At 62.9% G+C, this 21,053-nt stretch carries 21 protein-coding genes; 15 read left to right on the top strand and 6 right to left on the bottom strand.

Annotated elements, in window-relative coordinates; genetic code table 11:
* Nucleotides 1–69 precede the first annotated feature (69 nt).
* The 9 genes from mdcA to madM all read left to right on the top strand — a co-directional run bounded on the left by mdcA (nt 70) and on the right by madM (nt 7,315).
* Entirely contained in the window at nt 70–1,740 is a 1,671-nt protein-coding gene (mdcA, locus tag AC0R79_RS28525; protein WP_085689631.1) for a malonate decarboxylase subunit alpha, read from the top strand.
* Complete coding sequence (locus AC0R79_RS28520; RefSeq protein WP_474732578.1) at nt 1,740–2,612, top strand: triphosphoribosyl-dephospho-CoA synthase; 873 nt, start codon at nt 1,740–1,742, stop codon at nt 2,610–2,612. The genes mdcA and AC0R79_RS28520 overlap by 1 nt, the downstream gene beginning before the upstream one ends.
* Nucleotides 2,612–2,911: a malonate decarboxylase subunit delta gene (locus AC0R79_RS28515; RefSeq protein ID WP_039767948.1), complete on the top strand. Its 300-nt coding sequence runs from the start codon at nt 2,612–2,614 to the stop codon at nt 2,909–2,911. Before AC0R79_RS28520 ends, AC0R79_RS28515 begins: the two co-directional genes overlap by 1 nt.
* Nucleotides 2,904–3,755 (top strand): biotin-independent malonate decarboxylase subunit beta, encoded by an 852-nt coding sequence (locus tag AC0R79_RS28510; protein ID WP_064380119.1) that lies wholly within the window; start codon nt 2,904–2,906, stop codon nt 3,753–3,755. The genes AC0R79_RS28515 and AC0R79_RS28510 overlap by 8 nt, the downstream gene beginning before the upstream one ends.
* Nucleotides 3,752–4,537 (top strand): biotin-independent malonate decarboxylase subunit gamma, encoded by a 786-nt coding sequence (mdcE, locus tag AC0R79_RS28505; RefSeq protein WP_375744254.1) that lies wholly within the window; start codon nt 3,752–3,754, stop codon nt 4,535–4,537. The genes AC0R79_RS28510 and mdcE overlap by 4 nt, the downstream gene beginning before the upstream one ends.
* Nucleotides 4,531–5,151, top strand: a complete 621-nt coding sequence (locus AC0R79_RS28500) for a malonate decarboxylase holo-ACP synthase (protein WP_474732577.1) — start codon at nt 4,531–4,533, stop codon at nt 5,149–5,151. Before mdcE ends, AC0R79_RS28500 begins: the two co-directional genes overlap by 7 nt.
* Complete coding sequence (gene mdcH / locus AC0R79_RS28495) at nt 5,148–6,068, top strand: malonate decarboxylase subunit epsilon (protein ID WP_474732576.1); 921 nt, start codon at nt 5,148–5,150, stop codon at nt 6,066–6,068. Before AC0R79_RS28500 ends, mdcH begins: the two co-directional genes overlap by 4 nt.
* A 64-nt stretch (nt 6,069–6,132) precedes the next feature.
* Entirely contained in the window at nt 6,133–6,549 is a 417-nt protein-coding gene (madL, locus tag AC0R79_RS28490) for a malonate transporter subunit MadL (RefSeq protein ID WP_008063455.1), read from the top strand.
* Between the two features lies 1 nt (nt 6,550).
* On the top strand, nt 6,551–7,315 hold the full coding sequence (gene madM, locus AC0R79_RS28485; protein ID WP_007953314.1) for a malonate transporter subunit MadM: 765 nt from the start codon (nt 6,551–6,553) through the stop codon (nt 7,313–7,315).
* Nucleotides 7,316–7,432: 117 nt separating this feature from the next.
* Here the strand turns inward: madM and AC0R79_RS28480 are convergent, their stop codons facing one another.
* The gene (locus AC0R79_RS28480; protein ID WP_074690186.1) at nt 7,433–8,350 is read right to left on the bottom strand and encodes a LysR family transcriptional regulator; all 918 of its coding nucleotides are present in this window, start codon (nt 8,348–8,350) and stop codon (nt 7,433–7,435) included.
* Between the two features lie 141 nt (nt 8,351–8,491).
* Between AC0R79_RS28480 and trhA the strand changes: the two genes are divergently transcribed.
* On the top strand, nt 8,492–9,109 hold the full coding sequence (gene trhA, locus AC0R79_RS28475) for a PAQR family membrane homeostasis protein TrhA (protein ID WP_011336351.1): 618 nt from the start codon (nt 8,492–8,494) through the stop codon (nt 9,107–9,109).
* Here trhA and AC0R79_RS28470 read toward each other — a convergent pair.
* Complete coding sequence (locus AC0R79_RS28470) at nt 9,106–10,017, bottom strand: LysR family transcriptional regulator (RefSeq protein ID WP_474732575.1); 912 nt, start codon at nt 10,015–10,017, stop codon at nt 9,106–9,108. The genes trhA and AC0R79_RS28470 overlap by 4 nt on opposite strands.
* A 108-nt stretch (nt 10,018–10,125) precedes the next feature.
* Between AC0R79_RS28470 and AC0R79_RS28465 the strand changes: the two genes are divergently transcribed.
* Together AC0R79_RS28465 and AC0R79_RS28460 are read left to right on the top strand one after the other, a co-directional pair.
* Nucleotides 10,126–11,367, top strand: a complete 1,242-nt coding sequence (locus AC0R79_RS28465; protein WP_474732574.1) for a D-amino acid dehydrogenase — start codon at nt 10,126–10,128, stop codon at nt 11,365–11,367.
* Nucleotides 11,368–11,408: 41 nt separating this feature from the next.
* Nucleotides 11,409–12,311, top strand: a complete 903-nt coding sequence (locus AC0R79_RS28460) for a transporter substrate-binding domain-containing protein (protein ID WP_375744243.1) — start codon at nt 11,409–11,411, stop codon at nt 12,309–12,311.
* A 4-nt stretch (nt 12,312–12,315) separates the two neighbouring features.
* Here AC0R79_RS28460 and AC0R79_RS28455 read toward each other — a convergent pair whose 3' ends face one another.
* Both AC0R79_RS28455 and AC0R79_RS28450 read right to left on the bottom strand, forming a co-directional pair.
* Nucleotides 12,316–13,035 (bottom strand): 16S rRNA (uracil(1498)-N(3))-methyltransferase, encoded by a 720-nt coding sequence (locus AC0R79_RS28455; RefSeq protein WP_474732573.1) that lies wholly within the window; start codon nt 13,033–13,035, stop codon nt 12,316–12,318.
* A 153-nt stretch (nt 13,036–13,188) separates the two neighbouring features.
* The gene (locus AC0R79_RS28450; protein ID WP_007953301.1) at nt 13,189–14,595 is read right to left on the bottom strand and encodes an adenosylmethionine--8-amino-7-oxononanoate transaminase; all 1,407 of its coding nucleotides are present in this window, start codon (nt 14,593–14,595) and stop codon (nt 13,189–13,191) included.
* A gap of 223 nt (nt 14,596–14,818) precedes the next feature.
* Here AC0R79_RS28450 and AC0R79_RS28445 point away from each other — a divergent pair, with 223 nt between their 5' ends.
* The 3 genes from AC0R79_RS28445 (at nt 14,819) to AC0R79_RS28435 (ending at nt 17,978) form a co-directional block, all read left to right on the top strand.
* Complete coding sequence (locus tag AC0R79_RS28445; RefSeq protein ID WP_474732572.1) at nt 14,819–16,600, top strand: flavin monoamine oxidase family protein; 1,782 nt, start codon at nt 14,819–14,821, stop codon at nt 16,598–16,600.
* Between the two features lie 215 nt (nt 16,601–16,815).
* On the top strand, nt 16,816–17,367 hold the full coding sequence (locus tag AC0R79_RS28440; RefSeq protein ID WP_007959675.1) for a cytochrome b: 552 nt from the start codon (nt 16,816–16,818) through the stop codon (nt 17,365–17,367).
* Nucleotides 17,368–17,399: 32 nt separating this feature from the next.
* Complete coding sequence (locus AC0R79_RS28435; RefSeq protein ID WP_230733982.1) at nt 17,400–17,978, top strand: YceI family protein; 579 nt, start codon at nt 17,400–17,402, stop codon at nt 17,976–17,978.
* 138 nt (nt 17,979–18,116) lie between these two features.
* Here the strand turns inward: AC0R79_RS28435 and AC0R79_RS28430 are convergent, their stop codons facing one another.
* Nucleotides 18,117–19,985, bottom strand: a complete 1,869-nt coding sequence (locus tag AC0R79_RS28430; RefSeq protein WP_474732571.1) for a DEAD/DEAH box helicase — start codon at nt 19,983–19,985, stop codon at nt 18,117–18,119.
* A 222-nt stretch (nt 19,986–20,207) separates the two neighbouring features.
* Entirely contained in the window at nt 20,208–21,020 is an 813-nt protein-coding gene (locus tag AC0R79_RS28425) for a substrate-binding periplasmic protein (RefSeq protein ID WP_474732570.1), read from the bottom strand.
* Between the last annotated feature and the right edge of the window lie 33 nt (nt 21,021–21,053).

Below are 21,053 nucleotides of genomic sequence, written 5' to 3'. Positions count from 1 at the left end.
GCGCTTGATTGATGCCCCCACCCGACACTCCTAAGGTAGCTCCACGACAGCGAACCCCGTGGAGTGAGCATGACAACAACAATATCCCCCGACTCGCGCTGGACGCGGCGGCGTGACGAGAAGCAGCGGCGCCTCGACAAGGTGCGCGGGCTGGCCGACGGTGCGGTGTTGCCCACCGACAGGATCGTCGCGGCGCTTGAGGCGCTGATCCTGCCCGGCGACCGTGTGGTGCTGGAGGGCAACAACCAGAAGCAGGCGGATTTCCTTTCCCGTGCGCTGGCCAAGGCCGATCCTGAAAAGCTCCACGACCTGCACATGATCATGCCCAGCGTCGGTCGCTCCGAGCATCTGGACCTGTTCGAACGCGGCATCGCCCGCAAACTCGATTTCTCCTTCGCCGGCACTCAGAGTCTGCGCATCAGCCAGTTGCTCGAAGACGGTCTGCTGGAAGTCGGTGCGATCCACACCTACATCGAACTCTACGCCCGGCTGGTGGTGGATCTGATTCCCAACGTCGTGCTCTCGGCCGGTTTCATGGCCGACCGTGCCGGCAACATCTACACCGGCCCGAGCACCGAAGACACCCCGGCGCTGATCGAACCGGCCGCTTTCAGCGACGGCATCGTCATCGTCCAGGTTAACCAACTGGTGGACGACGTCAGCGAACTGCCTCGTGTGGACATCCCCGCATCGTGGGTCGATTTCGTGGTGGTGGCGGACAAACCGTTCTACATCGAGCCGCTGTTCACACGCGACCCGCGCCACATCAAGCCTGTGCACGTGCTGATGGCGATGATGGCGATCCGCGGGATCTACGAAAAACACAACGTGCAGTCGCTGAACCACGGCATTGGTTTCAACACCGCCGCCATCGAACTGATCCTGCCGACCTACGGCGAATCCCTCGGCCTCAAGGGCAAGATCTGCCGCAACTGGACGCTCAACCCGCACCCGACGCTGATCCCGGCCATCGAAAGCGGCTGGGTCGAAAGCGTGCATTGCTTCGGCACCGAACTGGGCATGGAAAACTACATCGCCGCCCGGCCCGACGTGTTCTTCACCGGCCGCGACGGCTCGCTGCGTTCCAACCGGATGTTCTGCCAACTGGCCGGGCAATACGCGGTGGACCTGTTCATCGGCGCAACCCTGCAAGTCGATGGCGATGGCCATTCCTCTACCGTGACCCGTGGCCGCCTCGCCGGTTTCGGCGGCGCGCCGAACATGGGTCACGACCCGCGCGGCCGTCGTCACGGCACCCCGGCGTGGCTTGATATGCGCCACGATGATTCGCAGCAACCGATGCTCGAACGCGGCAAGAAACTCGTGGTGCAGATGGTCGAGACGTTCCAGGAGGGCGGCAAACCGACCTTCGTCGAAACCCTCGACGCGGTAGAGGTGGCGAAGAAAAGCGGCATGCCGCTGGCGCCGATCATGATCTACGGCGACGACGTCACCCACTTGCTCACCGAAGAAGGCATCGCCTACCTGTACAAGGCGCGCTCGCTGGAAGAGCGTCAGGCGATGATCGCTGCGGTGGCCGGCGTCACCGCCATCGGCCTGCGCCATAACCCGAAAGACACCGAACGCATGCGCCGCGAAGGCCTGATCGCCTTGCCCGAAGACCTCGGCATCCGTCGCACCGACGCCACCCGCGAACTGCTGGCGGCGAAAAGCGTGGCCGATCTGGTCGAGTGGTCCGGCGGCCTCTACAACCCGCCCGCCAAGTTCAGGAGTTGGTAATGCACGCACTCAACCTGCAACCCAAAACCATCACCCTCGCGGAACGGCTGGCGGATCTGGCCGTGGATGCGCTGATCGACGAAGCCGACCTGTCGCCGAAACCGGCGCTGGTTGATCGTCGTGGCAACGGCGCACACACCGATCTGCACCTCGGATTGATGCACGCCTCGGCGCTGGCGTTGTGGCCGGCGTTCAAGGAAATGGCCGAAGCGGCGCTTGAGTTCGGCGAGATCGGCTTGCCGCTGCGCGAAGCGATCGGCCGCATCGGAAGGGAAGGCGAGCAAGCGATGCTCGCTACCACCAACGGCGTGAATACCCATCGCGGGGCGATCTGGGCGCTGGGCCTGCTGGTCACGGCTGCTGCGCTGGATACCAAGTCCACCAACGCTGGTGCCGTCACTCTGCGCGCTGCGCGTCTGGCATTGCTCGATGACCGTTATGCGCCGCGTCCGCTGAGCCACGGCGCCCAGGTCGCCCAGCGCTACGGCGCTCGCGGTGCCCGGGAAGAAGCGCAACTCGGCTTTCCGTCCGTGGTGCAACGCGGTCTGCCGCAGCTCAAACGCAGCCGCGCCACCGGTCAGGGCGAACAGAACGCCCGGCTCGACGCCTTGCTCGCAATCATGACCGACCTCGCCGACACCTGCGTCCTCTATCGCGCCGGCGAACAGGGCCTGCACGCCATGCAGCACGGCGCTCAGGCAGTGCTCGACGCCGGTGGCAGCGCCAGCCTCACCGGTCGCCGCCGCCTGCACGAACTGGATCAACAACTCATCGCATTGAATGCCTCGCCCGGTGGCGCCGCCGACTTGCTCGCCGCCACTCTGCTGCTCGATCGAATCGAGCGCGACGGCATCCTTCAGGGAGCGTTTTGATGGAAACCTTATCCTTTGAATTCCCCGCCGGGCAGCCGCCGCGCGGTCGGGCGCTGGTCGGTTGTGTCGGTTCGGGCGATCTGGAAGTGCTGATCGAACCGGGCCTGGCCGGCAAGCTGACGATCAATGTGCAGACCTCGGTCAATGGCGCCGAGCAGCGCTGGCAGCATCTGTTCGCACGGATGTTCGACGGCACCACGCCACCGGCGATGGCCATCGATATCCACGACTTCGGCGCGACCCCGGGCGTGGTGCGCCTGCGCCTGGAACAAGGCTTCGAGGAGATCGGCCATGACTGACACCTCGGCACTTTTGCACAAACATTCGTTCGTCGAACTCGGCGCACGGCAGCGGGCGAAAGCCTTGCTCGACGCCGGCACCTTCCGCGAACTGCTCGATCCGTTTCAACGCGTCATGTCGCCATGGCTCGAACGTCAGGGCGTGGTGCCGCAGGCCGATGACGGCGTGGTGATCGCCAAGGGCAGCCTCGATGGTTTGCCGGTGGTGATCGCGGCGATTGAAGGCGCGTTTCAGGGTGGCAGTCTCGGTGAAGTCGGCGGCGCGAAAATCGCCGGCGCGCTGGAACTGGCCGCCGAGGACAACCGCAAAGGCATTCCAACCCGCGCCATCCTGCTGCTGGAAACCGGCGGCGTGCGCTTGCAGGAAGCCAACCTCGGGCTGGCGGCGATTGCCGACATCCACGCGGCGATTGTCGATCTGCAGCAGTACCAACCGGTGGTCGGCGTGGTGGCCGGCAGCGTCGGTTGCTTTGGCGGGATGTCGATTGCCGCCGCGCTGTGCAGCTACTTGCTGGTGACCCAGGAAGCGCGCCTCGGCCTGAACGGCCCGCAGGTGATCGAGCAGGAAGCGGGGATCGAGGAATACGACTCCCGCGACCGGCCCTTCATCTGGAGCCTGACCGGCGGCGAGCAACGTTTCGCCAGTGGTTTGGTGGACCGTTATGTCGCCGATGACGTGGCGCAGATTCGCCAACAGGTCGGTGAGTTGCTGCAACAAGGCCTGCCAGCGCAACCGCGCAGTCAGCGGGCCGAATGGTTCCTGCAACGCCTGACGAGCCTGGACACTGACAAGCAAATCGAGCCTTCGGTGGTTCGCGATCTGTATCAAGGAGAGCGCTCATGAGCGGTTATTCCGTGCGCGGTTTGAACTGGTTCAACGCCTTGAGCGCTGGCGCGAATGTGGTTGAAGGTTTGCCGCCCTCGCTGAAGGTCGCCGACGGACCACTTGGGCGCTTTATCGCGGTGGTCACCGATCCGGAAAACCGTTTCCCTCGCGCTCGCAACGGCGAAGTCGGTTTGCTCGAAGGCTGGGGTCTGGCCAAGGCTGTGGATGACGCGATCACCGCCGACCGACACAAAACGCAAAAGCGCCCACTGATCGCCATCGTCGACGTACCGAGCCAGGCCTACGGTCGCCGCGAAGAAGCCCTCGGCATTCATCAGGCTCTGGCCGGTGCGGCGGACGCTTATGCCCGCGCCCGTCTGGCCGGGCATCCGGTGATTGCGCTGCTGGTGGGCAAGGCCATGTCCGGGGCGTTTCTCGCTCACGGATATCAGGCCAACCGCTTGATCGCCCTGCGTGATCCGGGGGTGATGGTGCATGCGATGGGCAAGGCTTCGGCGGCGCGGGTGACCTTGCGCAGCGTCGAAGAACTGGAAGCCCTGGCCTCCAGCGTGCCGCCGATGGCCTATGACATCGACAGCTATGCCAGCCTCGGCTTGCTCTGGGAAACCCTGTCGGTGCAGCAGATCGAACAGCCGACGGCGGAGGATCTGGCGCGGGTGACCGAGTGCCTGAAGCAAGCCATCGGCGATATTTCGGCGACTGATTTGAGCAATCGTCTCGGCGCGAAAAATCGCGAAGCTTCCAGCCGCGTGCGTGAATTGCTGAGGGCGCAGTGGTGAACACGCCTCTGGCCCACGACCTGCTGTGGGGCATGACGCCGGCGCAGTTGCCGGCGGATGCGCCGCAGTGGGCGATTGATTCACTGGCTGCCGGGCAACCGGTAGTCGTGCGGCGGGCGTTGAACGAAGACGGGTTCGTGGCGGTGGGCGTGCGCGGTCGGTTGCGCGAGCAGCGGTTGGCGGCGTTCATGGCGATCGATTCGATTGCCTGTCGGGTAAGCCCGGAAGCGCTTTGTCATGTCGAAAGCGAACGTGATTTGCCGGTCATGCACGCGCTGCGGCAACTGCGGCCGGTGCTCGATGATTGCGGCTGGATCTGGGGCGTCAGTGGCAGCGTCGGGTTTGAACTGGCGAGTGGATTTACCGCGATGCACGAACGCAGCGATCTCGACTTGATCCTGCGTACACCGCAACTCATCACCCGTAATCAGGCACGCAAACTGGTCGCGGTTTTCGATCAGGCGATCTGCCGGGTCGATCTGCAATTGCAGACACCATTCGGTGCCGTCGCCCTGCGCGAGTGGGCCGGAAATGCTTCGAGGGTGCTGTTGAAAAACGCCCGTGAAGCCTGTCTGGTGTCTGATCCGTGGAACCCGCAGGAGCAGGCAGCGTGAGCAGCCTGCTGGTGTTTCCCGGTCAGGGCGCGCAGCAGCCCGGCATGCTCCAGCGCTTGCCCCGGGAAACGCTGATCGAGGCCAGCGATAGCCTCGGTGAAGATGTCTTGCGGCTGGATTCCAGCGAAGCGTTGCGCAGCACCCGGGCGGTTCAGCTCTGTCTGCTGATCGCCGGGGTCGCAGCCTCGCGGCAGTTGTTGCAGGGCGGACTCACCGCAGATTACGTCGCCGGTCTGTCCATCGGTGCCTACCCGGCAGCGGTGGTCGCCGGAGCGCTGCGCTTCAGCGATGCGTTGCACCTGGTCAGCCTGCGCGGCGAGCTGATGCAGCAGGCTTATCCACAGGGCTTCGGCATGACCGCGATCATCGGCCTGCAATTATCCACAGTCGAAGATTTGCTGGCTCAGGTGCAAGGCGCAGAAACACCGGTGTACCTGGCCAATATCAACGCCGATAACCAGGTGGTGATTGCCGGCAGTGACACGGCGATGCAAGCGGTCGCCCAGCTGGCGCGCAGTCGTGGCGCCGGGCTGGCAAAACGTCTGGCGGTCAGCGTGCCGTCGCACTGCCCGTTGCTGGATGAGCCTGCGCAAACCCTCGCCGAAGCGTTCGCCAGGGTTGAACTGAAAACACCGAAAATCGCTTACCTGAGCGGCAGTCGCGCAAGGCCTGTGACCAAGGTTGAAGCGCTGCGTGACGATCTCGCCTTCAACATGTGCCGCGTGGTGGACTGGCGCGGCACCGTGCAAAGCGCTTACGAGCGCGGCGTACGTCTACAGATCGAACTGCCGCCCGGTGCGGTGCTGACCGGGCTGGCGCGCCGGGTGTTCGAACAGGGGACTGTCACTGCCCTCGACAGTGCCCGGCTCGACACCTTGCAGGCGCTGTTGCGTGAAGAGGAGGGCCGACGACCCTAAATCACCGACTCAGGCTTCGAACAACAAAAACAACATTCGACGATGCACTTTGAGGACTACAACAATGATTATTTACGGTGTGGCGCTGCTGGCGATCTGTACGCTGGCAGGGGTGATCATGGGTGACATGCTCGGTGTTCTTCTGGGCGTCAAATCCAACGTCGGCGGGGTCGGCATCGCCATGATCCTGTTGATCTGCGCGCGGTTGTGGATGCAGAAACGCGGCGGCATGACCAAGGACTGCGAGATGGGCGTCGGCTTCTGGGGCGCCATGTACATTCCGGTGGTGGTGGCGATGGCCGCACAACAGAACGTCGTCACCGCCCTGCACGGCGGCCCGGTGGCGGTGCTGGCGGCAATCGGTTCGGTGGTGGTCTGTGGCTGCACGATTGCCCTGATCAGCCGCACCCACAAGGGCGAACCCTTGCCCGACGAACCGGCGGAAATCTCCCCGGTCGGCACGCCGGTAGGAGGTCGCTGACATGTGGGATCTCATTGAAAAAGGTCTGGAACACAACGGTCTGATCACCGCGTTCGCCTTCGTCGGCGTGATCATGTGGGTCTCGGTGATCCTCTCCAAACGCCTGACTTTCGGACGGATTCACGGCTCGGCGATTGCCATCGTCATCGGCCTGGTGCTGGCCTGGGTCGGCGGGACGATGACCGGCGGGCAGAAGGGCCTGGCGGATCTGACGCTGTTCTCCGGCATCGGCCTGATGGGCGGCGCGATGCTGCGGGATTTCGCCATCGTTGCCACGGCGTTTGAAGTGCAGGCGACCGAGGCGAAGAAAGCCGGGATGATCGGGGTAATTGCGCTGCTGCTGGGCACGATCCTGCCGTTCATTGTCGGCGCGTGCATGGCTTATGCGTTCGGTTATCGCGATGCCGTGAGCATGACCACCATCGGCGCGGGTGCGGTGACTTACATCGTCGGCCCGGTGACCGGTGCGGCGATTGGTGCGACTTCGGATGTGATGGCGCTGTCGATTGCCACCGGGTTGATCAAGGCGATTCTGGTGATGGTCGGCACGCCGGTGGCGGCGCGTTGGATGGGCCTGGATAACCCGCGCTCGGCGATGGTGTTCGGCGGGCTGGCCGGTACGGTAAGTGGTGTGACGGCGGGGCTGGCGGCGACGGATCGGCGGTTGGTGCCTTATGGCGCTTTGACCGCGACCTTCCACACCGGGCTTGGGTGCTTGCTGGGTCCATCGCTGCTGTTCTTCATTGTTCGCGGAATCGTTGGCTAACAGATCGTTGATCGTTCCCACGCTCTGCGTGGGAATGCAGCCCGGGACGCTCCGCGTCCCAAAAGCGGACGCAGAGCGTCCATTGAGGCATTCCCACGCAGAGCGTGGGAACGATCGTTAGGTGGTCTGGCGATTGGCATACATCCGGCACTCCGCCAGCAATGCCAGCAAATTCGGATCCCGCTCTTTTGCCTTCAAAAACACCACCCCGATGTGCTGCTGCAACCGGTACTTCTCCTGCAACGGAATCAGCTTCACCCGGTTCTCGTACACCGCCGCAATCCTCCCCGGCAGCAACGCATAACCGACCCCGGAGCTGACCATGCTCAGCAGGGTGAAGATGTCGTTGACCTGCATCGCCACCTTCGGCTCGAACCCCGCCTGCCTGAACACCCGGATACCATCCTGATGGGTGGCGAAGCCTTGGGTCAGGGTAATAAAGGTCTCATCGCGTACCTCTGCCAGATCCACTTCGCTGCGCTGGGCGAAGCGCGAATCGGCTGGCGTAGCGAGGAAGATGTCGTCGGAAAACAGCGGAATCTGTTCGCAGTCCGGGTCGTTGACGGTGTCGTCCAGCGACACCAGGATCGCGTCGACTTCCATGTTCTTCAGCTTGTAGAGCAGGTCGATGTTCGAGCCGAGGATCAGGTCGATGTTGAGTTCGCTGCGGCGGATCTTCAGGCCCATGATCAGCTGCGGCACGGTTTTCACCGTCAGCGAATACAGTGAGCCGAGCTTGAAGCGCTCGGCCGAGAATCCGGCGGCTTCGCGGGTCAGGCGCACGCTTTCGACCACGTCCTGAATCAGCTTCTGCGCCCGCTCTTCGAGCACGTAGGCGCTTTCCAGCGGTGTCAGGTTGCGCCCTTCGTGTTTGAACAGCGGACAGCGCAGGGCGCTTTCCAGCGAATGGATCGCGCGGTGCACGCTGACGTTGCTGGTCTGCAACTCGGCGGCGGCGCGGGCGAGGTTGCCGGTGCGCATGAAGGCGAGGAACACCTCGAGTTTCTTCAGGGTCAATTCTTCGTCGATCAGCATGGCGCGGACTCTTCTTGGTATCGGTCGATTGTGCCCAAATATCAGGACAGGCGCAGGCCTGCGTTGAACGGAAACATTGCGCTTTTACGCTCAAGGCCCGAGCCTTGCGCGCTGCGGTAATGAAATCGAGGTGTGCGACACATGTATCACGGAGAAAAACTGAACGCCTGGACGCATCTGGTCGGGGCGGTAGCGGCGTTTGTCGGGGGCGTCTGGATGCTGGTGATTGCCAGCCTCGACGGCAGCCCGTGGAAGATCGTCAGCGTGGCGATTTATGCCTTCACCTTGCTGGTGCTCTACAGCGCATCGACCGTGTACCACAGCGTGCGCGGGCGCAAAAAAGCGATCATGAAGAAGGTCGATCACTTTTCGATCTACCTGCTGATCGCCGGCAGTTACACGCCATTCTGCCTGGTGACCCTGCGCGGGCCGTGGGGCTGGACGCTTTTCGGGATTGTCTGGGGGCTGGCGTTGATCGGCATCCTGCAAGAGATCAAGCCGCGCTCAGAGGCGCGGATCCTGTCGATCGTGATCTACGCGGTGATGGGCTGGATCGTGCTGGTGGCGGTCAAGCCGCTGATAGCAGCGCTCGGGACGGCGGGGTTTGCCTGGCTGGCGTCGGGGGGCGTGCTGTACACCGTGGGGATCATCTTTTTTGCGCTTGATCACCGGTTGCGGCATGCCCACGGGATCTGGCATCTGTTCGTGATCGCCGGGAGCCTGCTGCATTTTGTGGCGATTCTGTTTTACGTCCTTTAAGCGCCCATCAGGCGACCGAGTTGTTCGCCGGCGCGCTGACTGAAGATCTGCAGCAAATCATGCAGCGTATGCGGCGGCGGTTCGGTAGCGCGGGTCACGGCGTACAGCGTGATCGGCAGCGGCGGGGTGAGTGGGCGAATCACGGTGCTGGTCGGCGAGGCACCGAGGGCGGTGAACGGATCTATCACGGCCACCCCGGCGCCGGACTCCACCATCGCACGCGCCAGCGAATACGTTTGCACGGCGATCCGCACACGGGGCGGTGGCTCGACCGCTTCGAGATAACTGTCTAGCCGGGCAGCCAGTGGATCGGCGCTGGACAGCCCGATCAGCGGCGCTCCCGCCAACGCCATCAGCGGCAACGGCTGACCGGAGTCTTTCTCCGGCCAGTAACCTTTCGGCGCCAGCGCCACCAGCACCCCTGAGGCCAATGCCTGGGCCTTCAGCCCCGGATGATCCGGCAACTGCAACGTCAGGGCCACGTCCACTTCGCGCATCAGCAGGTTCTGCATCAGCTCGCGGCTGTGGGCGCTCGACAGTTCGCAGGCGATGTCCGGGAATTGCGTCGTCCATTGCTGGATCGCCGGCGGCAGCAACGACAGCGCCAGCGCAGGGGTCGCGCCGATCCGCAGGCTGTGGCCGGGTTCTCGGCGCAGGCTCTGGGCCAGACGCCGCACGCCTTGCAGGCTTTCGGTGACCTTGTCGACTTCGCGTTCCAGCTCCAGCGCTTCCGGGGTTGCCTGCAACTTGCCGCGCACCCGCAGAAACAATGGAAAGCCCAATTGCTGCTCGGCGTGTTGCAGCACCTTGGTCACCGCCGGTTGCGAGACGTGCAGCAACTGCGCAGCGGCGCTGACCGAGCCGGTCTGGCGGATGGCCTGGAAAATCTCGATGTGACGAAGGCGCATGACGATCCCATAACCTTTGTTTATAGGTTTGGCATCTTTATTCATTGTTCGGCGCCTGTCACCTCACCCTAACCTCGGCCTCGTCTTCAAGAACGATTAAGGACGGACATGGCTCAGCGTGTGTGCATCATCGGCGGCGGCGTGATCGGGTTGGCAACGGCCTGGGCGCTGGTGCGCGACGGTTTCGAAGTGACAGTGGTCGAGGCGCGGCAGGCGCTGGGCAGCGAAACCAGTTTCGCCAACGGCGGCCAGTTGTCCTACCGCTACGTTGCGCCCCTGGCCGATGCCGGCGTGCCATTGCAGGCAATCGGCTGGATCCTGCGTGGCGACTCACCGCTGAAACTTCGCCCGCGCCTGGACCCGGCGCAATGGCGCTGGATGGCCTCGTTTCTCGCCGCGTGTCGCACCTCGGTCAACCGTGAAAACGCTGCGCATCTGTTGCGTCTGGCGCTGTTCAGCCAGAGCACGCTGAAACGCTGGCGCGAGGACGACGGACTGGTCGGTTTCAACTGGCGGCGCAACGGCAAACTGGTGACCTTCCGCAATACCGCCAGCTTCGAGCATGCACGCAAAGGCCTCGCCGATCCGCAGCAACAGCAGGTGTTGTCCGCCGCCGAATGTGCGCAACTGGAACCGGCTCTGGCCGATGCGCCGTTTGTGGGCGCGATCTACACGCCGGATGAAGAAGTAGGCGACTGTCACGGTTTCTGCCAACAGTTGGCGGCGCGATTGAAGGCGTCGGGTCGCTGCGAGTTTCGCCTTGGTCAGGCAGTCACCGGCATTCGCCACAGCCACGGCGCGGTTACGGCCATTGAGCTTGGCGAAGAAACCCTGCCGGTTGAACAACTGGTAATCGCCGCCGGCCATCGCAGCCCGTTGCTGGCGCTGCCCGGCCTGCGCTTGCCGCTGTATCCGCTCAAGGGCTACAGCCTGACCGTGCCGATCGGCAACGAGCATCGGGCGCCAGACGTAAGCATCACCGACTACGACCGCAAGATCGTCTACGCGCGTATCGGCGAACAACTGCGAGTGGCGGCGATGGTCGACATCGTCGGTTTCGACCCGGCGGTGGACCCCGAGCGGCTGGCGCTGATCAAGCGCCAGGCCCGCGACACCTTTCCCGACGCCGGCAACTACGATGCGGCCGTGGAGTGGGCCGGCATGCGCCCGGCCACCCCCACCGGCGTTCCGCTGCTGGGCGCCACGGCGTATCGCAATCTGTGGCTCAACCTCGGCCACGGTGCGCTGGGTTTCACCCTGGCCTGCGGCAGCGGGCAGTTGCTCAGCGAACTGATCGGCGAGCAGCGCACATCCATTGATCTGCACGGGTTCAATCCCCGTGCGGCGTGACGGTTTCTGCTAAAACACCCCACCCACAACGGAGAATAACAATGCAAAAAATCACGTTGCTCGGCTGCACTCTGGCGCTGGTTTTCGGCGCTCAGGCGCAGGCCAATGAAGTGCCGCTGACCGGTACGCTCGGCAAGATCGCCAGCGCCAACAGCATCACCCTGGGTTATCGCGATGCGTCGGTGCCGTTCTCGTATGTGGGTGATCACACCGGCCAGCCGATGGGGTATTCGGTGGAGCTGGCAGACAAGATCGTCGAGCGCATCAGGCAGCAACTGGCGCTGCCGGAACTGAAGGTGAAGTACAACCTGGTGACCTCGCAGACGCGGATTCCGCTGGTGCAGAACGGCACGGTCGACCTTGAATGCGGCTCCACCGGAGTGACCGCCGAACGGCAGAAGCAGGTCGCGTTTTCCTACGGTTTCATCTACGTCAAAGGGCAGCTGCTGACCGCCAAGGACAGCGGCATCCACAGCTTCGACGACCTGCGCGGCAAGAACGTGGTGACCACCGCCGGCACCACCAACGAGCGTTATCTGAAGAGCTACAACCTCGACCACAAACTGAACATGTTCGTCATCAGCGCCAAGGATCACGGCGAGGCGTTCCAGATGCTGCAATCGGGGCGCGCAGCGGCGTTTTACATGGACGATGCGCTGCTTTACGGCGAGCGGGCCAAGGCGCGGGATCCACATAACTGGGTCGTGGTGGGGGAGGAGCAGTCGCGGGAAATCTACAGCTGCATGGTGCGCAAGGATGATCCGCAATTCCTCGCGCTGGTCAACGGTGTGCTGGCCGACCTGTACAGCTCGGGGGAGATCAACGGCATCTACCGCAAGTGGTTCGAACAACCGATCCCGCCGAAGGGCCTGAACCTTGAGTTCCCGATGACCAGCGAACTCAAGGCAATCATCGCCAGACCGATCAGTGATCCGGTGCAGTGACGCGTTAGAAATCACCCCACAGTTGCTGCGCCACCGCCAGCGCCACAACCGGCGCAGTCTCGGTGCGCAGCACACGCGGGCCGAGGCGGGCGGCGTGGAAGCCGCTGGCCTTGGCTTGCTCGACTTCGGCGTCTGACAGGCCGCCTTCAGGGCCGATCAGGAATGCCAGCGTCGATGGTTTGGCATGGCTGACCAAAGGCTCGGCCACCGGGTGCAGCACCAGTTTCAGTTCGGCTTCGGTCTGCTTCAGCCAGTCGGCCAGCAGCACCGGTGGATGAATCACCGGCACTCGCGAACGACCGCATTGCTCGCAAGCGCTGATCGCCACCTGACGCCAGTGCAGCAGGCGTTTGTCGGCGCGTTCGTCCTTGAGGCGGACTTCGCAGCGTTCGCTGAAGATCGGGGTGATTTCGGTCACGCCCAGTTCGGTGGCTTTCTGGATTGCCCAGTCCATCCGCTCGCCCCGGGACAGGCCCTGGCCGAGGTGGATCTGCAGCGGCGATTCGACCTGACCGGCGAACTGCTCGTCGATCTGCACCACCACGCGTTTCTTGCCGACTTCCACCAGCGATCCGCGAAACTCGTGGCCGGAACCGTTGAACATCTGCACCGCATCGCCCTCGGCCATGCGCAGCACGCGGCTGATGTAATGCGCCTGGGCTTCCGGCAGTTCGTGTTCGCCGGTGCTGAGCGGGGCGTCGATAAAGAAGCGGGACAGTCTCATGGTGGTTCTCTTTAAGTAGATCGTTCCCACGCTCTGCGTGGGAATGCCTCGTTGGACGCTCTGCGTCCGCTTTTGGGACGCGGAGCGTCCCGGGCTGCATTCCCACGCAGACGGTTCGACGCCTCGACGTGGGAACGAGTGAAGTAAGCCGAATCAGCCCGGATCACGGAACCCGGGATGGAAATCCTTCGGCACCGCCACACTGACGCTGTCACGGGTGGCAATGTCGATGCCTTCGCTGGCGACTTCGGCGAGGAAGTCGATCTGCTCCGGGGTGATCACGTACGGCGGCAGGAAATACACTACGCTGCCCAACGGGCGCAGCAACGCGCCACGCTCCAGCGCATGCTGGAACACCTTCAGGCCGCGACGTTCCTGCCACGGATAAGCCTCTTTCGTGGCTTTGTCCTTGACCATCTCGATCGCCAGCACCATGCCGGTCTGACGCACTTCCGAAACATTCGGATGATCCACCAGATGCGCCGTCGCCGACGCCATGCGCTGGGCCAGCGCCCGGTTGTTTTCGATCACGTTGTCCTGCTCGAAAATATCCAGGGTCGCCAATGCCGCCGCACAGGCCAGCGGGTTGCCGGTATAGCTGTGCGAATGCAGGAAGGCGCGCAAGGTCGGGTAATCGTCGTAGAACGCGCTGTACACCTCGTCGGTGGTCAGGCACGCCGCTAATGGCAGATAACCGCCGGTCAGGGCTTTCGACAGGCACAGGAAGTCCGGACGGATGCCGGCCTGTTCGCAGGCGAACATGGTCCCGGTGCGGCCGAAGCCGACGGCGATTTCGTCGTGAATCAGGTGCACGCCGTAGCGGTCGCAGGCCTCGCGCAGCAGCTTGAGATAGACCGGGTGGTACATGCGCATGCCGCCGGCGCCCTGGATCAGCGGCTCGACGATCACGGCCGCGACGCTGTCGTGGTTCTCGGCCAGGGTCTGCTCCATGGCGGCGAACATGTTGCGCGAGTGTTCTTCCCAGCTCATGCCCTGCGGGCGCAGGTAGCAATCCGGGCTCGGCACCTTGATGGTGTCCATCAGCAGGGCTTTGTAGGTTTCGGTGAACAACGGCACGTCACCGACCGCCATCGCCGCCATGGTCTCGCCGTGGTAGCTGTTGGTCAGGGTGACGAAGCGCTTCTTGTTCGGTTGGCCGCGGTTGAGCCAGTAGTGAAAGCTCATTTTCAGCGCGACTTCGATGCAGGACGAACCGTTATCGGCGTAGAACACCCGGTTCAGGCCTTCCGGCGTCATTTTCACCAGACGCTCGGACAGCTCGATCACCGGCTGATGGCTGAAGCCGGCCAGAATCACGTGTTCCAGCTGATCGACCTGATCCTTGATGCGCTGGTTGATGCGCGGGTTGGCGTGGCCGAACACGTTGACCCACCAGGAGCTGACCGCATCCAGATAACGCTTGCCTTCGAAGTCTTCCAGCCAGACGCCTTCACCGCGCTTGATCGGGATCAGCGGCAGCTGTTCGTGGTCTTTCATCTGGGTGCAGGGATGCCACAGCACCGCGAGATCGCGTTGCATCCACTGGTTGTTCAGGCCCATGTTCAGTCTCCTCGAGGCGGCTCGCGTCAGGCGCGGGCAAACAATCGCGCAAGCCTATGCAATGCGTCGCGTCGGGACAACCCATTGTGTCGATTGAGCTACTTTGTATGGGCCGATAGACGTCGCTGGCGGCGTTTTGATGGCTGACGTATTCTTCGCGGTTCTTTGGGTCGTCTGACCCGCAAAACTGCATTTTCCTAAGTGTTTTTCCGGAGTTCGCTGAATGTCTGTCGGTTGGCTGCGCGCCTGTGCGCTAGTGGTGTTGGGGCTGTTTAGCGTTACGGCGCTGGCCAAGGATAAAACCGCAATCGTGATCGGCGGCGGCCTGTCGGGTCTGACGGCGGCTTACGAACTGCAGAACAAGGGCTGGCAGGTCACGCTGCTCGAAGCCAAGCCGAGCCTGGGCGGTCGCTCGGGCATGGCCACCAGTGAGTGGATCGGCAACGACAAGACTCAACCGGTGCTGAACAAGTACGTATCGACCTTCAAGCTGAACACCACGCCAGCCCCTGAATTCGTACGGACCCCGGGTTACCTGATCGACGGCGAGTATTTCTCCGCCGCCGACCTGACCACCAAACAGCCTGCTACGGCCGAAGCGCTGAAGCGCTACGAGAAAACCCGTGACGATCTGGCGCGTTCGATCGACGACCCGCAGAACCCGGCCGCGACCAACACCCTGCACGCCCTGGACCAGATCAACGTTTCGAGCTGGCTCGACAAGCAGAACCTGCCGGCCACCGCGCGTCAGCTGATCAACCAGGACATCCGCACCCACTACGACGAGCCTTCGCGCCTGTCGCTGCTGTACTTCGCGCAGCAGAGCCGGGTGTATCGCGGCGTGTCCGACCGTGACCTGCGCGCTTCGCGACTGGTCGGTGGCAGCCCGGTGCTGGCCCAGGCCTTCGTCAAACAGCTGAAAACCATCAAGACCGATTCGCCGGTGTCCGCCATCACCCAGGACAAGGACGGCGTGACCGTCAAGGTCGGCAGCGTGGGCTATTCGGCAGACTACGTCGTGCTGGCGGTGCCATTGCGCGCCCTCAACAAGATTCAGCTGACCCCGGCGCTGGATGCCCAGCACCTGGCTGCGATCAAGGGCACCAACTATGGCTGGCGCGACCAGATCATGCTGAAGTTCAAGACGCCTGTGTGGGAAAGCAAGGCGCGGATGTCCGGCGAGATCTACAGCAACACCGGTCTTGGCATGTTGTGGATCGAGCCAGCCCTGAAGGGCGGCGCGAACGTGGTGATCAACCTGTCCGGCGACAACGCCCGCGTCATGCAGGCCTTCGGCGACAAGCAGATGGTCGATCAGGTGCTGATTCGTCTGCACGCGTTTTATCCACAGGCCCGTGGCTCGTTCACCGGCTATGAAATCCGTCGCTACAGCACCGATCCATCGACCGGCGGTTCTTACCTGGCCTTCGGCCCTGGCCAGATCAGCAAATACTGGCGTCTGTGGGAGCGTCCGCTGCAACGCATAGCGTTTGCCGGCGAACACACCGACACCTTGTACCCGGGCACCCTGGAAGGCGCACTGCGCACCGGCCAGCGTGCGGCCAGTCAGGTTGAAGACCTGGCGGCGGGCAAATCCTTCGAACCGGCCAAAGTCGGCCCGGCAGCAGCCACCGCCGCAGCGGCAGGTGCAGCGGGCGCAGCCGTGGCGGCGAAGAAAGGCAACTTCTTCACCAACCTGTTCGGCGGTTCGGACGACGACAAGAAACCAGAGCCTGTAAAAGCGCCAGAGCCGGCACCTGCTCCAGCCGCCCCAGCGCCTGCACCGACCCCGGCCCCTGCGCCAGCTCCGGTGGAAGCACCGAAGCCGGCGGCTCCGGTAAAAGCCGAGCCAGCCAAGAAAGCAGCAGCCAAGCCAGCAGCGAAGAAACCGGCGGCCAAGACCGAGGCGAAAAAACCTGCAGCCAAACCTGCAGCGAAAAAAGCTGAACCGGCGAAGAAGCCAGCGGCCAAACCGGCGGCAACCACCGAGACCAAAGCGCAGTAAGGCTTTGCGGTGAATGAAAAAGCGCGGCTTTCAGGCCGCGCTTTTTTTTGCGTGTGATTCACAACATCCCGCCACACTTTTGTCTTTAATCTTTCCTTAACTCCCCTGTTCAAGACTCTTGATCGTATTTCTCGATATTTCAAAGCGAAATTTTCCGCTTTAATTCGATAGATAACTCGCTAGTCTTGGTTCGCAGTTCTCACAGGATTTGGGCAATGCAGCTACGTAACTCTTCTTCGCGCTACGGTTGGGTCAGCATCTTCATGCACTGGGGTGTGGCGCTTGTGGTCTTCGGGCTGTTCGCGCTGGGTCTGTGGATGGTGGGGCTGGATTACTACAGCACCTGGCGCAAAGACGCGCCGGATCTGCACAAGAGCATCGGTCTGGTGCTGCTGGGTGTGATGGTGTTGCGGGTGTTGTGGCGCTTTGTCAGCCCACCGCCACCAACGCTGCAAAGCTACAGCCGCATGACCCGCATCGGCGCCAAGTTCGGCCATGGGTTTCTGTACCTTGCGCTGTTCGCCGTGATGATTGCCGGTTACCTGATTTCCACCGCAGACGGTGTCGGGATCCCGGTGTTTGGCCTGTTTGAAGTTCCTGCACTGGTTTCCGGACTACCGGATCAGGCAGATACCGCCGGTGTGATTCATCTCTGGCTGGCATGGGCGCTGGTAATTTTTTCCGGCCTTCATGCGTTGGCAGCATTGAAGCACCACTTTATCGATCGTGATGCGACCCTGACACGAATGCTGGGACGCAAAGCCTGATGTTCAACCTCGACTCCAAAGGAAAACAAAGCATGTTGAAAAAGACTCTGGCCGCTCTGGCAATCGGCTCTGCCGTCCTGTCCGCCAACGTGATGGCCGCTGACTACGTGGTTGATAAAGAAGGCCAGCACGCCTTCGTCGACTTCAAGATCAGCCACCTGGGCTACAGCTTCATCACCGGTACCTTCAAGGACATCGATGGCAAGTTCAGCTTCGACGCTGCCAAGCCTGAAGACAGCAAGATCGAGTTCAACGTGAACACCGCCAGCGTGTTCACCAACCACGCCGAGCGCGACAAGCACATCGCCAGCCCTGACTTCCTGAACGCAGGCAAGTTCGCCAAGGCAACCTTCGTCTCCACCAGCGTCAAGTCCACCGGTGCCAACACCGCTGACGTGACCGGCGACCTGACCATCCTGGGCGTTACCAAGCCAGTGGTCGTGAAGGCGACCTTCCTGGGCGAAGGCAAGGATCCATGGGGCGGCTACCGTGCCGGTTTCGAAGGCACCACCACCATCAAGCGTTCCGATTTCGGCAAGCAGAAAGACCTGGGTCCGAAGTCCGACGCGGTCGAGCTGTACGTTTCGTTTGAAGGTGTGAAAGCGAAGTAATTTTCGCCTGACACACAAAAACGCCTCCGGTCTTGCGATCGGGGGCGTTTTTTATTGCCTGCCGTAACTTTCGTCTCGGCGGCGCGCAAAAAAATGCCCCGGTTTCAGGCCGGGGCATTTTTCATTGCAGTGGAAAACTCAGCGATTGCGGGTCAGCAAGGCCGGTTTTTCACCGCGTGGGCGGCTTGGCAGTTGATCCAGCTGCTCAGGCGTCGGGAAGCGGTCGGCTTTCGATTCCTTGTGCATGATCTTCGGTCCGCTGCTGCGCGGGTTCTGCACGGCCGGTTCAGCGCGTGGCTGATCGTCGCGGGCCGGGCGGCGGTTGCGCGGGTTCTCATCGCGACGACCCTGACCGTCACGCGGAGCACCGTTGCGTGGGCCGCTGCGCTTGCCTGGCGGCGTACCGGTGCTCGAACCGTTGCTGTTGCGTGGACCGTTCTGGCGACCTTGTGGCTGACCGCCGCGTGGTGCGCCCGAACCTGCGCCTTGCGCCGGAGCGCCTGGACGACGGTTGCGACCACCGGCCGGAGCCTGCTTCGGCACGTAATCGACGCGGTTACCGAAGTTATCGATATCGTCGTCGAGGAACTCGTCCGGAGCACGGTCAGCAGCAGCGCGTGGCGGCTGGCTTGGCTGGCGCTGTTCACGGGCCGGGGTGCCTTCACGCGGCTTTTGTTGACGGGCTGGACGCTCGCCACGCTCACCTGCCGGTTTTTCCTTGCCCTTGTCTTTGCCTTTGTCTTTACGACCGCCGCCACCGCCGCCGCCATTCGGACCGTCACCGCGTGGGCCACGGGCATTGCGCGGGTTGCGCATGTCCGGACGCTCACGGGCTTCCGGCTTCTCGGCCTCGATGGTGCTGGCATCGAAGCCCATCAGGTCGCCGTCGGCGATTTTCTGCTTGGTCATGCGCTCGATGCTTTTCAGCAGTTTTTCTTCGTCCGGTGCGACCAGCGAGATCGCCTCGCCCGAACGACCGGCCCGGCCGGTACGACCGATACGGTGCACGTAGTCTTCATCGACGTTCGGCAGTTCGAAGTTGACCACATGCGGCAACTGGTCGATGTCCAGGCCACGGGCGGCGATATCGGTCGCTACCAGAATGCGCACTTCACCGGCCTTGAAGTCGGCCAAGGCTTTGGTGCGGGCGTTCTGGCTCTTGTTGCCGTGGATCGCCACAGCCGGCAGGCCGTGCTTGTCCAGGTACTCGGCCAGACGGTTGGCGCCGTGCTTGGTGCGGGTGAACACCAGCACCTGTTCCCACGCGCCGGCGGTGATCAGGTGGGCCAGCAGCGCACGCTTGTGGCTGGCCGGCAGACGGAATACGCGTTGCTCGATGCGCTCGACCGTGGTGTTCGGCGGCGTCACTTCGATGCGTTCCGGGTTGTGCAGCAGCTTGCCGGCAAGGTCGGTGATGTCTTTGGAGAAGGTCGCCGAGAACAGCAGGTTCTGACGCTTGGCCGGCAGACGCGCGAGGACTTTCTTCACGTCATGGACGAAGCCCATGTCGAGCATGCGGTCGGCTTCGTCGAGCACGAGGATTTCAACGTGGGACAGATCGACGCTGCCCTGGCCGCACAGGTCGAGCAGACGACCCGGGCAGGCAACGAGGACGTCCACGCCACGGGACATGGCCTGAACCTGTGGGTTCATGCCGACGCCGCCGAAGATGCAGGCACTGACGAATTTCAGGTCGCGGGCGTAGATCTTGAAGCTGTCGTGCACCTGGGCCGCGAGTTCGCGGGTCGGGGTCAGGACCAGCACGCGCGGCTGGCGCGGGCCGTGACGCTGGGATTTGTCCGGGTGGCCGTTGGGGAACAGCCGCTCCAGGATCGGAAGGGCGAAACCGCCGGTTTTACCGGTACCTGTCTGTGCCGCAACCATCAGGTCGCGACCTTGCAACACGGCGGGAATGGCCCGCTGTTGCACCGGAGTAGGCTCGGTATAGCCCGCATCTTCGATAGCGCGGACCAAAGCCTCGGAGAGACCGAGGGAAGCAAAGGACATGAGTAATCCTGTTTCAGTTAGGGCTTGGCCCAATGGGAGTCTTGCCTGGCGCGAATGGCGTTTAAGAGGACGCAATCCCGTCCGGTCCTGCTGCAGTTCCGAAGGCACGTCCGGAGCGCTCGCGCGGGCTGAAAAGCTGCGCTGTAGCGGGTCGGGAGGCCTGTTACGGTTCCGGGCGTCCGGGCGTGAGCCTGGCGGGAACGCCGGAGTATAACAGAGCAATCACTGAGCGCCGCTTTCCTGCTGCTCAACGGTTTTGCCGCTGGCGGTGGCGGTGCCCAGCGGCGCCGTCAGAGCGGGGGCCGCGCCGTAGCGGGCGCTGAGCTCGGCATAGGCCGGTTCGCGCTTGAAACGCTTGAGTTCCGCGCCGAAGCGCTGCACCAGCAAATCCATCCCGGCATTGCGCCGCACGGCCAGAAACTGGCTCTGGCGGCTGATGACCGTGGGGTTTTCCGTGATCTTGTCGCGAATACCCAGTTCATCGAGCAAATGCTGACCCACGCGGCGATCGGTGATCAGCAGGTCGATGCGCCCGCGCACCAGTTTGCCGAAATTGGCTTCGTGGGTCGGGGCCGGTTCGCGGGTGAACAGAGTCGATTCGCGAAAGTCGGGGCTGTACAGATAGCCCGGCGAGGTGCCGACGGTCAGGCCCTTGAGGTCTTCCAGGCTATTAAAAGGGTGTGGTCGCTCGTTGGCGTAGAACATCACGAACTCGACGTCCGACAGCGGTTCGCTCGGGTAGAGCAGGGTGGCGTCGCGTTCGTCGCTGTGGAAGATGTCCAGTGCGCCGTCGGCCTGGCCGGTTTCGAGCATCGACAGGCAGCGTTTCCACGGCAGGAACTGCCATTCGACTTCGATGCCCAGGCGCTTGAACACGATGGCGGTGGTTTCGTAGTCCAGACCGAGGTTCTTGCCGCTCTGTTCATAGACGTACGGCGCCCACGGTTCGGTGACGATACGCAGCTTCTCGCCCCGAGCCGCAAAGCTCAGGCAAGCAAAAACCAGCACGGCGAATAACTGCGTGATCAAAGGCATGGCTTGAGATTACGACGAGAAACGGCAAAGAGC

The sequence above is a fragment of the Pseudomonas sp. HD57-3 genome, from assembly GCF_056113135.1.
This window is presented reverse-complemented; position numbering and strand designations above follow the sequence as displayed.

Coding starts and splice junctions, on each gene's coding strand:
- AC0R79_RS28515 (WP_039767948.1), top strand. CDS start 2,612: ATGGAAACCTTATCCTTTGAATTCCCCGCCGGGCAGCCGCCGCGCGGT.
- AC0R79_RS28480 (WP_074690186.1), bottom strand. CDS start 8,350: ATGCTGATCGACGAAGAATTGACCCTGAAGAAACTCGAGGTGTTCCTC.
- AC0R79_RS28450 (WP_007953301.1), bottom strand. CDS start 14,595: ATGGGCCTGAACAACCAGTGGATGCAACGCGATCTCGCGGTGCTGTGG.
- AC0R79_RS28425 (WP_474732570.1), bottom strand. CDS start 21,020: ATGCCTTTGATCACGCAGTTATTCGCCGTGCTGGTTTTTGCTTGCCTG.
- AC0R79_RS28445 (WP_474732572.1), top strand. CDS start 14,819: ATGTCTGTCGGTTGGCTGCGCGCCTGTGCGCTAGTGGTGTTGGGGCTG.
- madL (WP_008063455.1), top strand. CDS start 6,133: ATGATTATTTACGGTGTGGCGCTGCTGGCGATCTGTACGCTGGCAGGG.
- AC0R79_RS28520 (WP_474732578.1), top strand. CDS start 1,740: ATGCACGCACTCAACCTGCAACCCAAAACCATCACCCTCGCGGAACGG.
- AC0R79_RS28455 (WP_474732573.1), bottom strand. CDS start 13,035: ATGAGACTGTCCCGCTTCTTTATCGACGCCCCGCTCAGCACCGGCGAA.
- AC0R79_RS28460 (WP_375744243.1), top strand. CDS start 11,409: ATGCAAAAAATCACGTTGCTCGGCTGCACTCTGGCGCTGGTTTTCGGC.
- madM (WP_007953314.1), top strand. CDS start 6,551: ATGTGGGATCTCATTGAAAAAGGTCTGGAACACAACGGTCTGATCACC.
- AC0R79_RS28440 (WP_007959675.1), top strand. CDS start 16,816: ATGCAGCTACGTAACTCTTCTTCGCGCTACGGTTGGGTCAGCATCTTC.
- AC0R79_RS28465 (WP_474732574.1), top strand. CDS start 10,126: ATGGCTCAGCGTGTGTGCATCATCGGCGGCGGCGTGATCGGGTTGGCA.
- AC0R79_RS28510 (WP_064380119.1), top strand. CDS start 2,904: ATGACTGACACCTCGGCACTTTTGCACAAACATTCGTTCGTCGAACTC.
- AC0R79_RS28470 (WP_474732575.1), bottom strand. CDS start 10,017: ATGCGCCTTCGTCACATCGAGATTTTCCAGGCCATCCGCCAGACCGGC.
- AC0R79_RS28430 (WP_474732571.1), bottom strand. CDS start 19,985: ATGTCCTTTGCTTCCCTCGGTCTCTCCGAGGCTTTGGTCCGCGCTATC.
- mdcE (WP_375744254.1), top strand. CDS start 3,752: ATGAGCGGTTATTCCGTGCGCGGTTTGAACTGGTTCAACGCCTTGAGC.
- trhA (WP_011336351.1), top strand. CDS start 8,492: ATGTATCACGGAGAAAAACTGAACGCCTGGACGCATCTGGTCGGGGCG.
- AC0R79_RS28435 (WP_230733982.1), top strand. CDS start 17,400: ATGTTGAAAAAGACTCTGGCCGCTCTGGCAATCGGCTCTGCCGTCCTG.
- mdcA (WP_085689631.1), top strand. CDS start 70: ATGACAACAACAATATCCCCCGACTCGCGCTGGACGCGGCGGCGTGAC.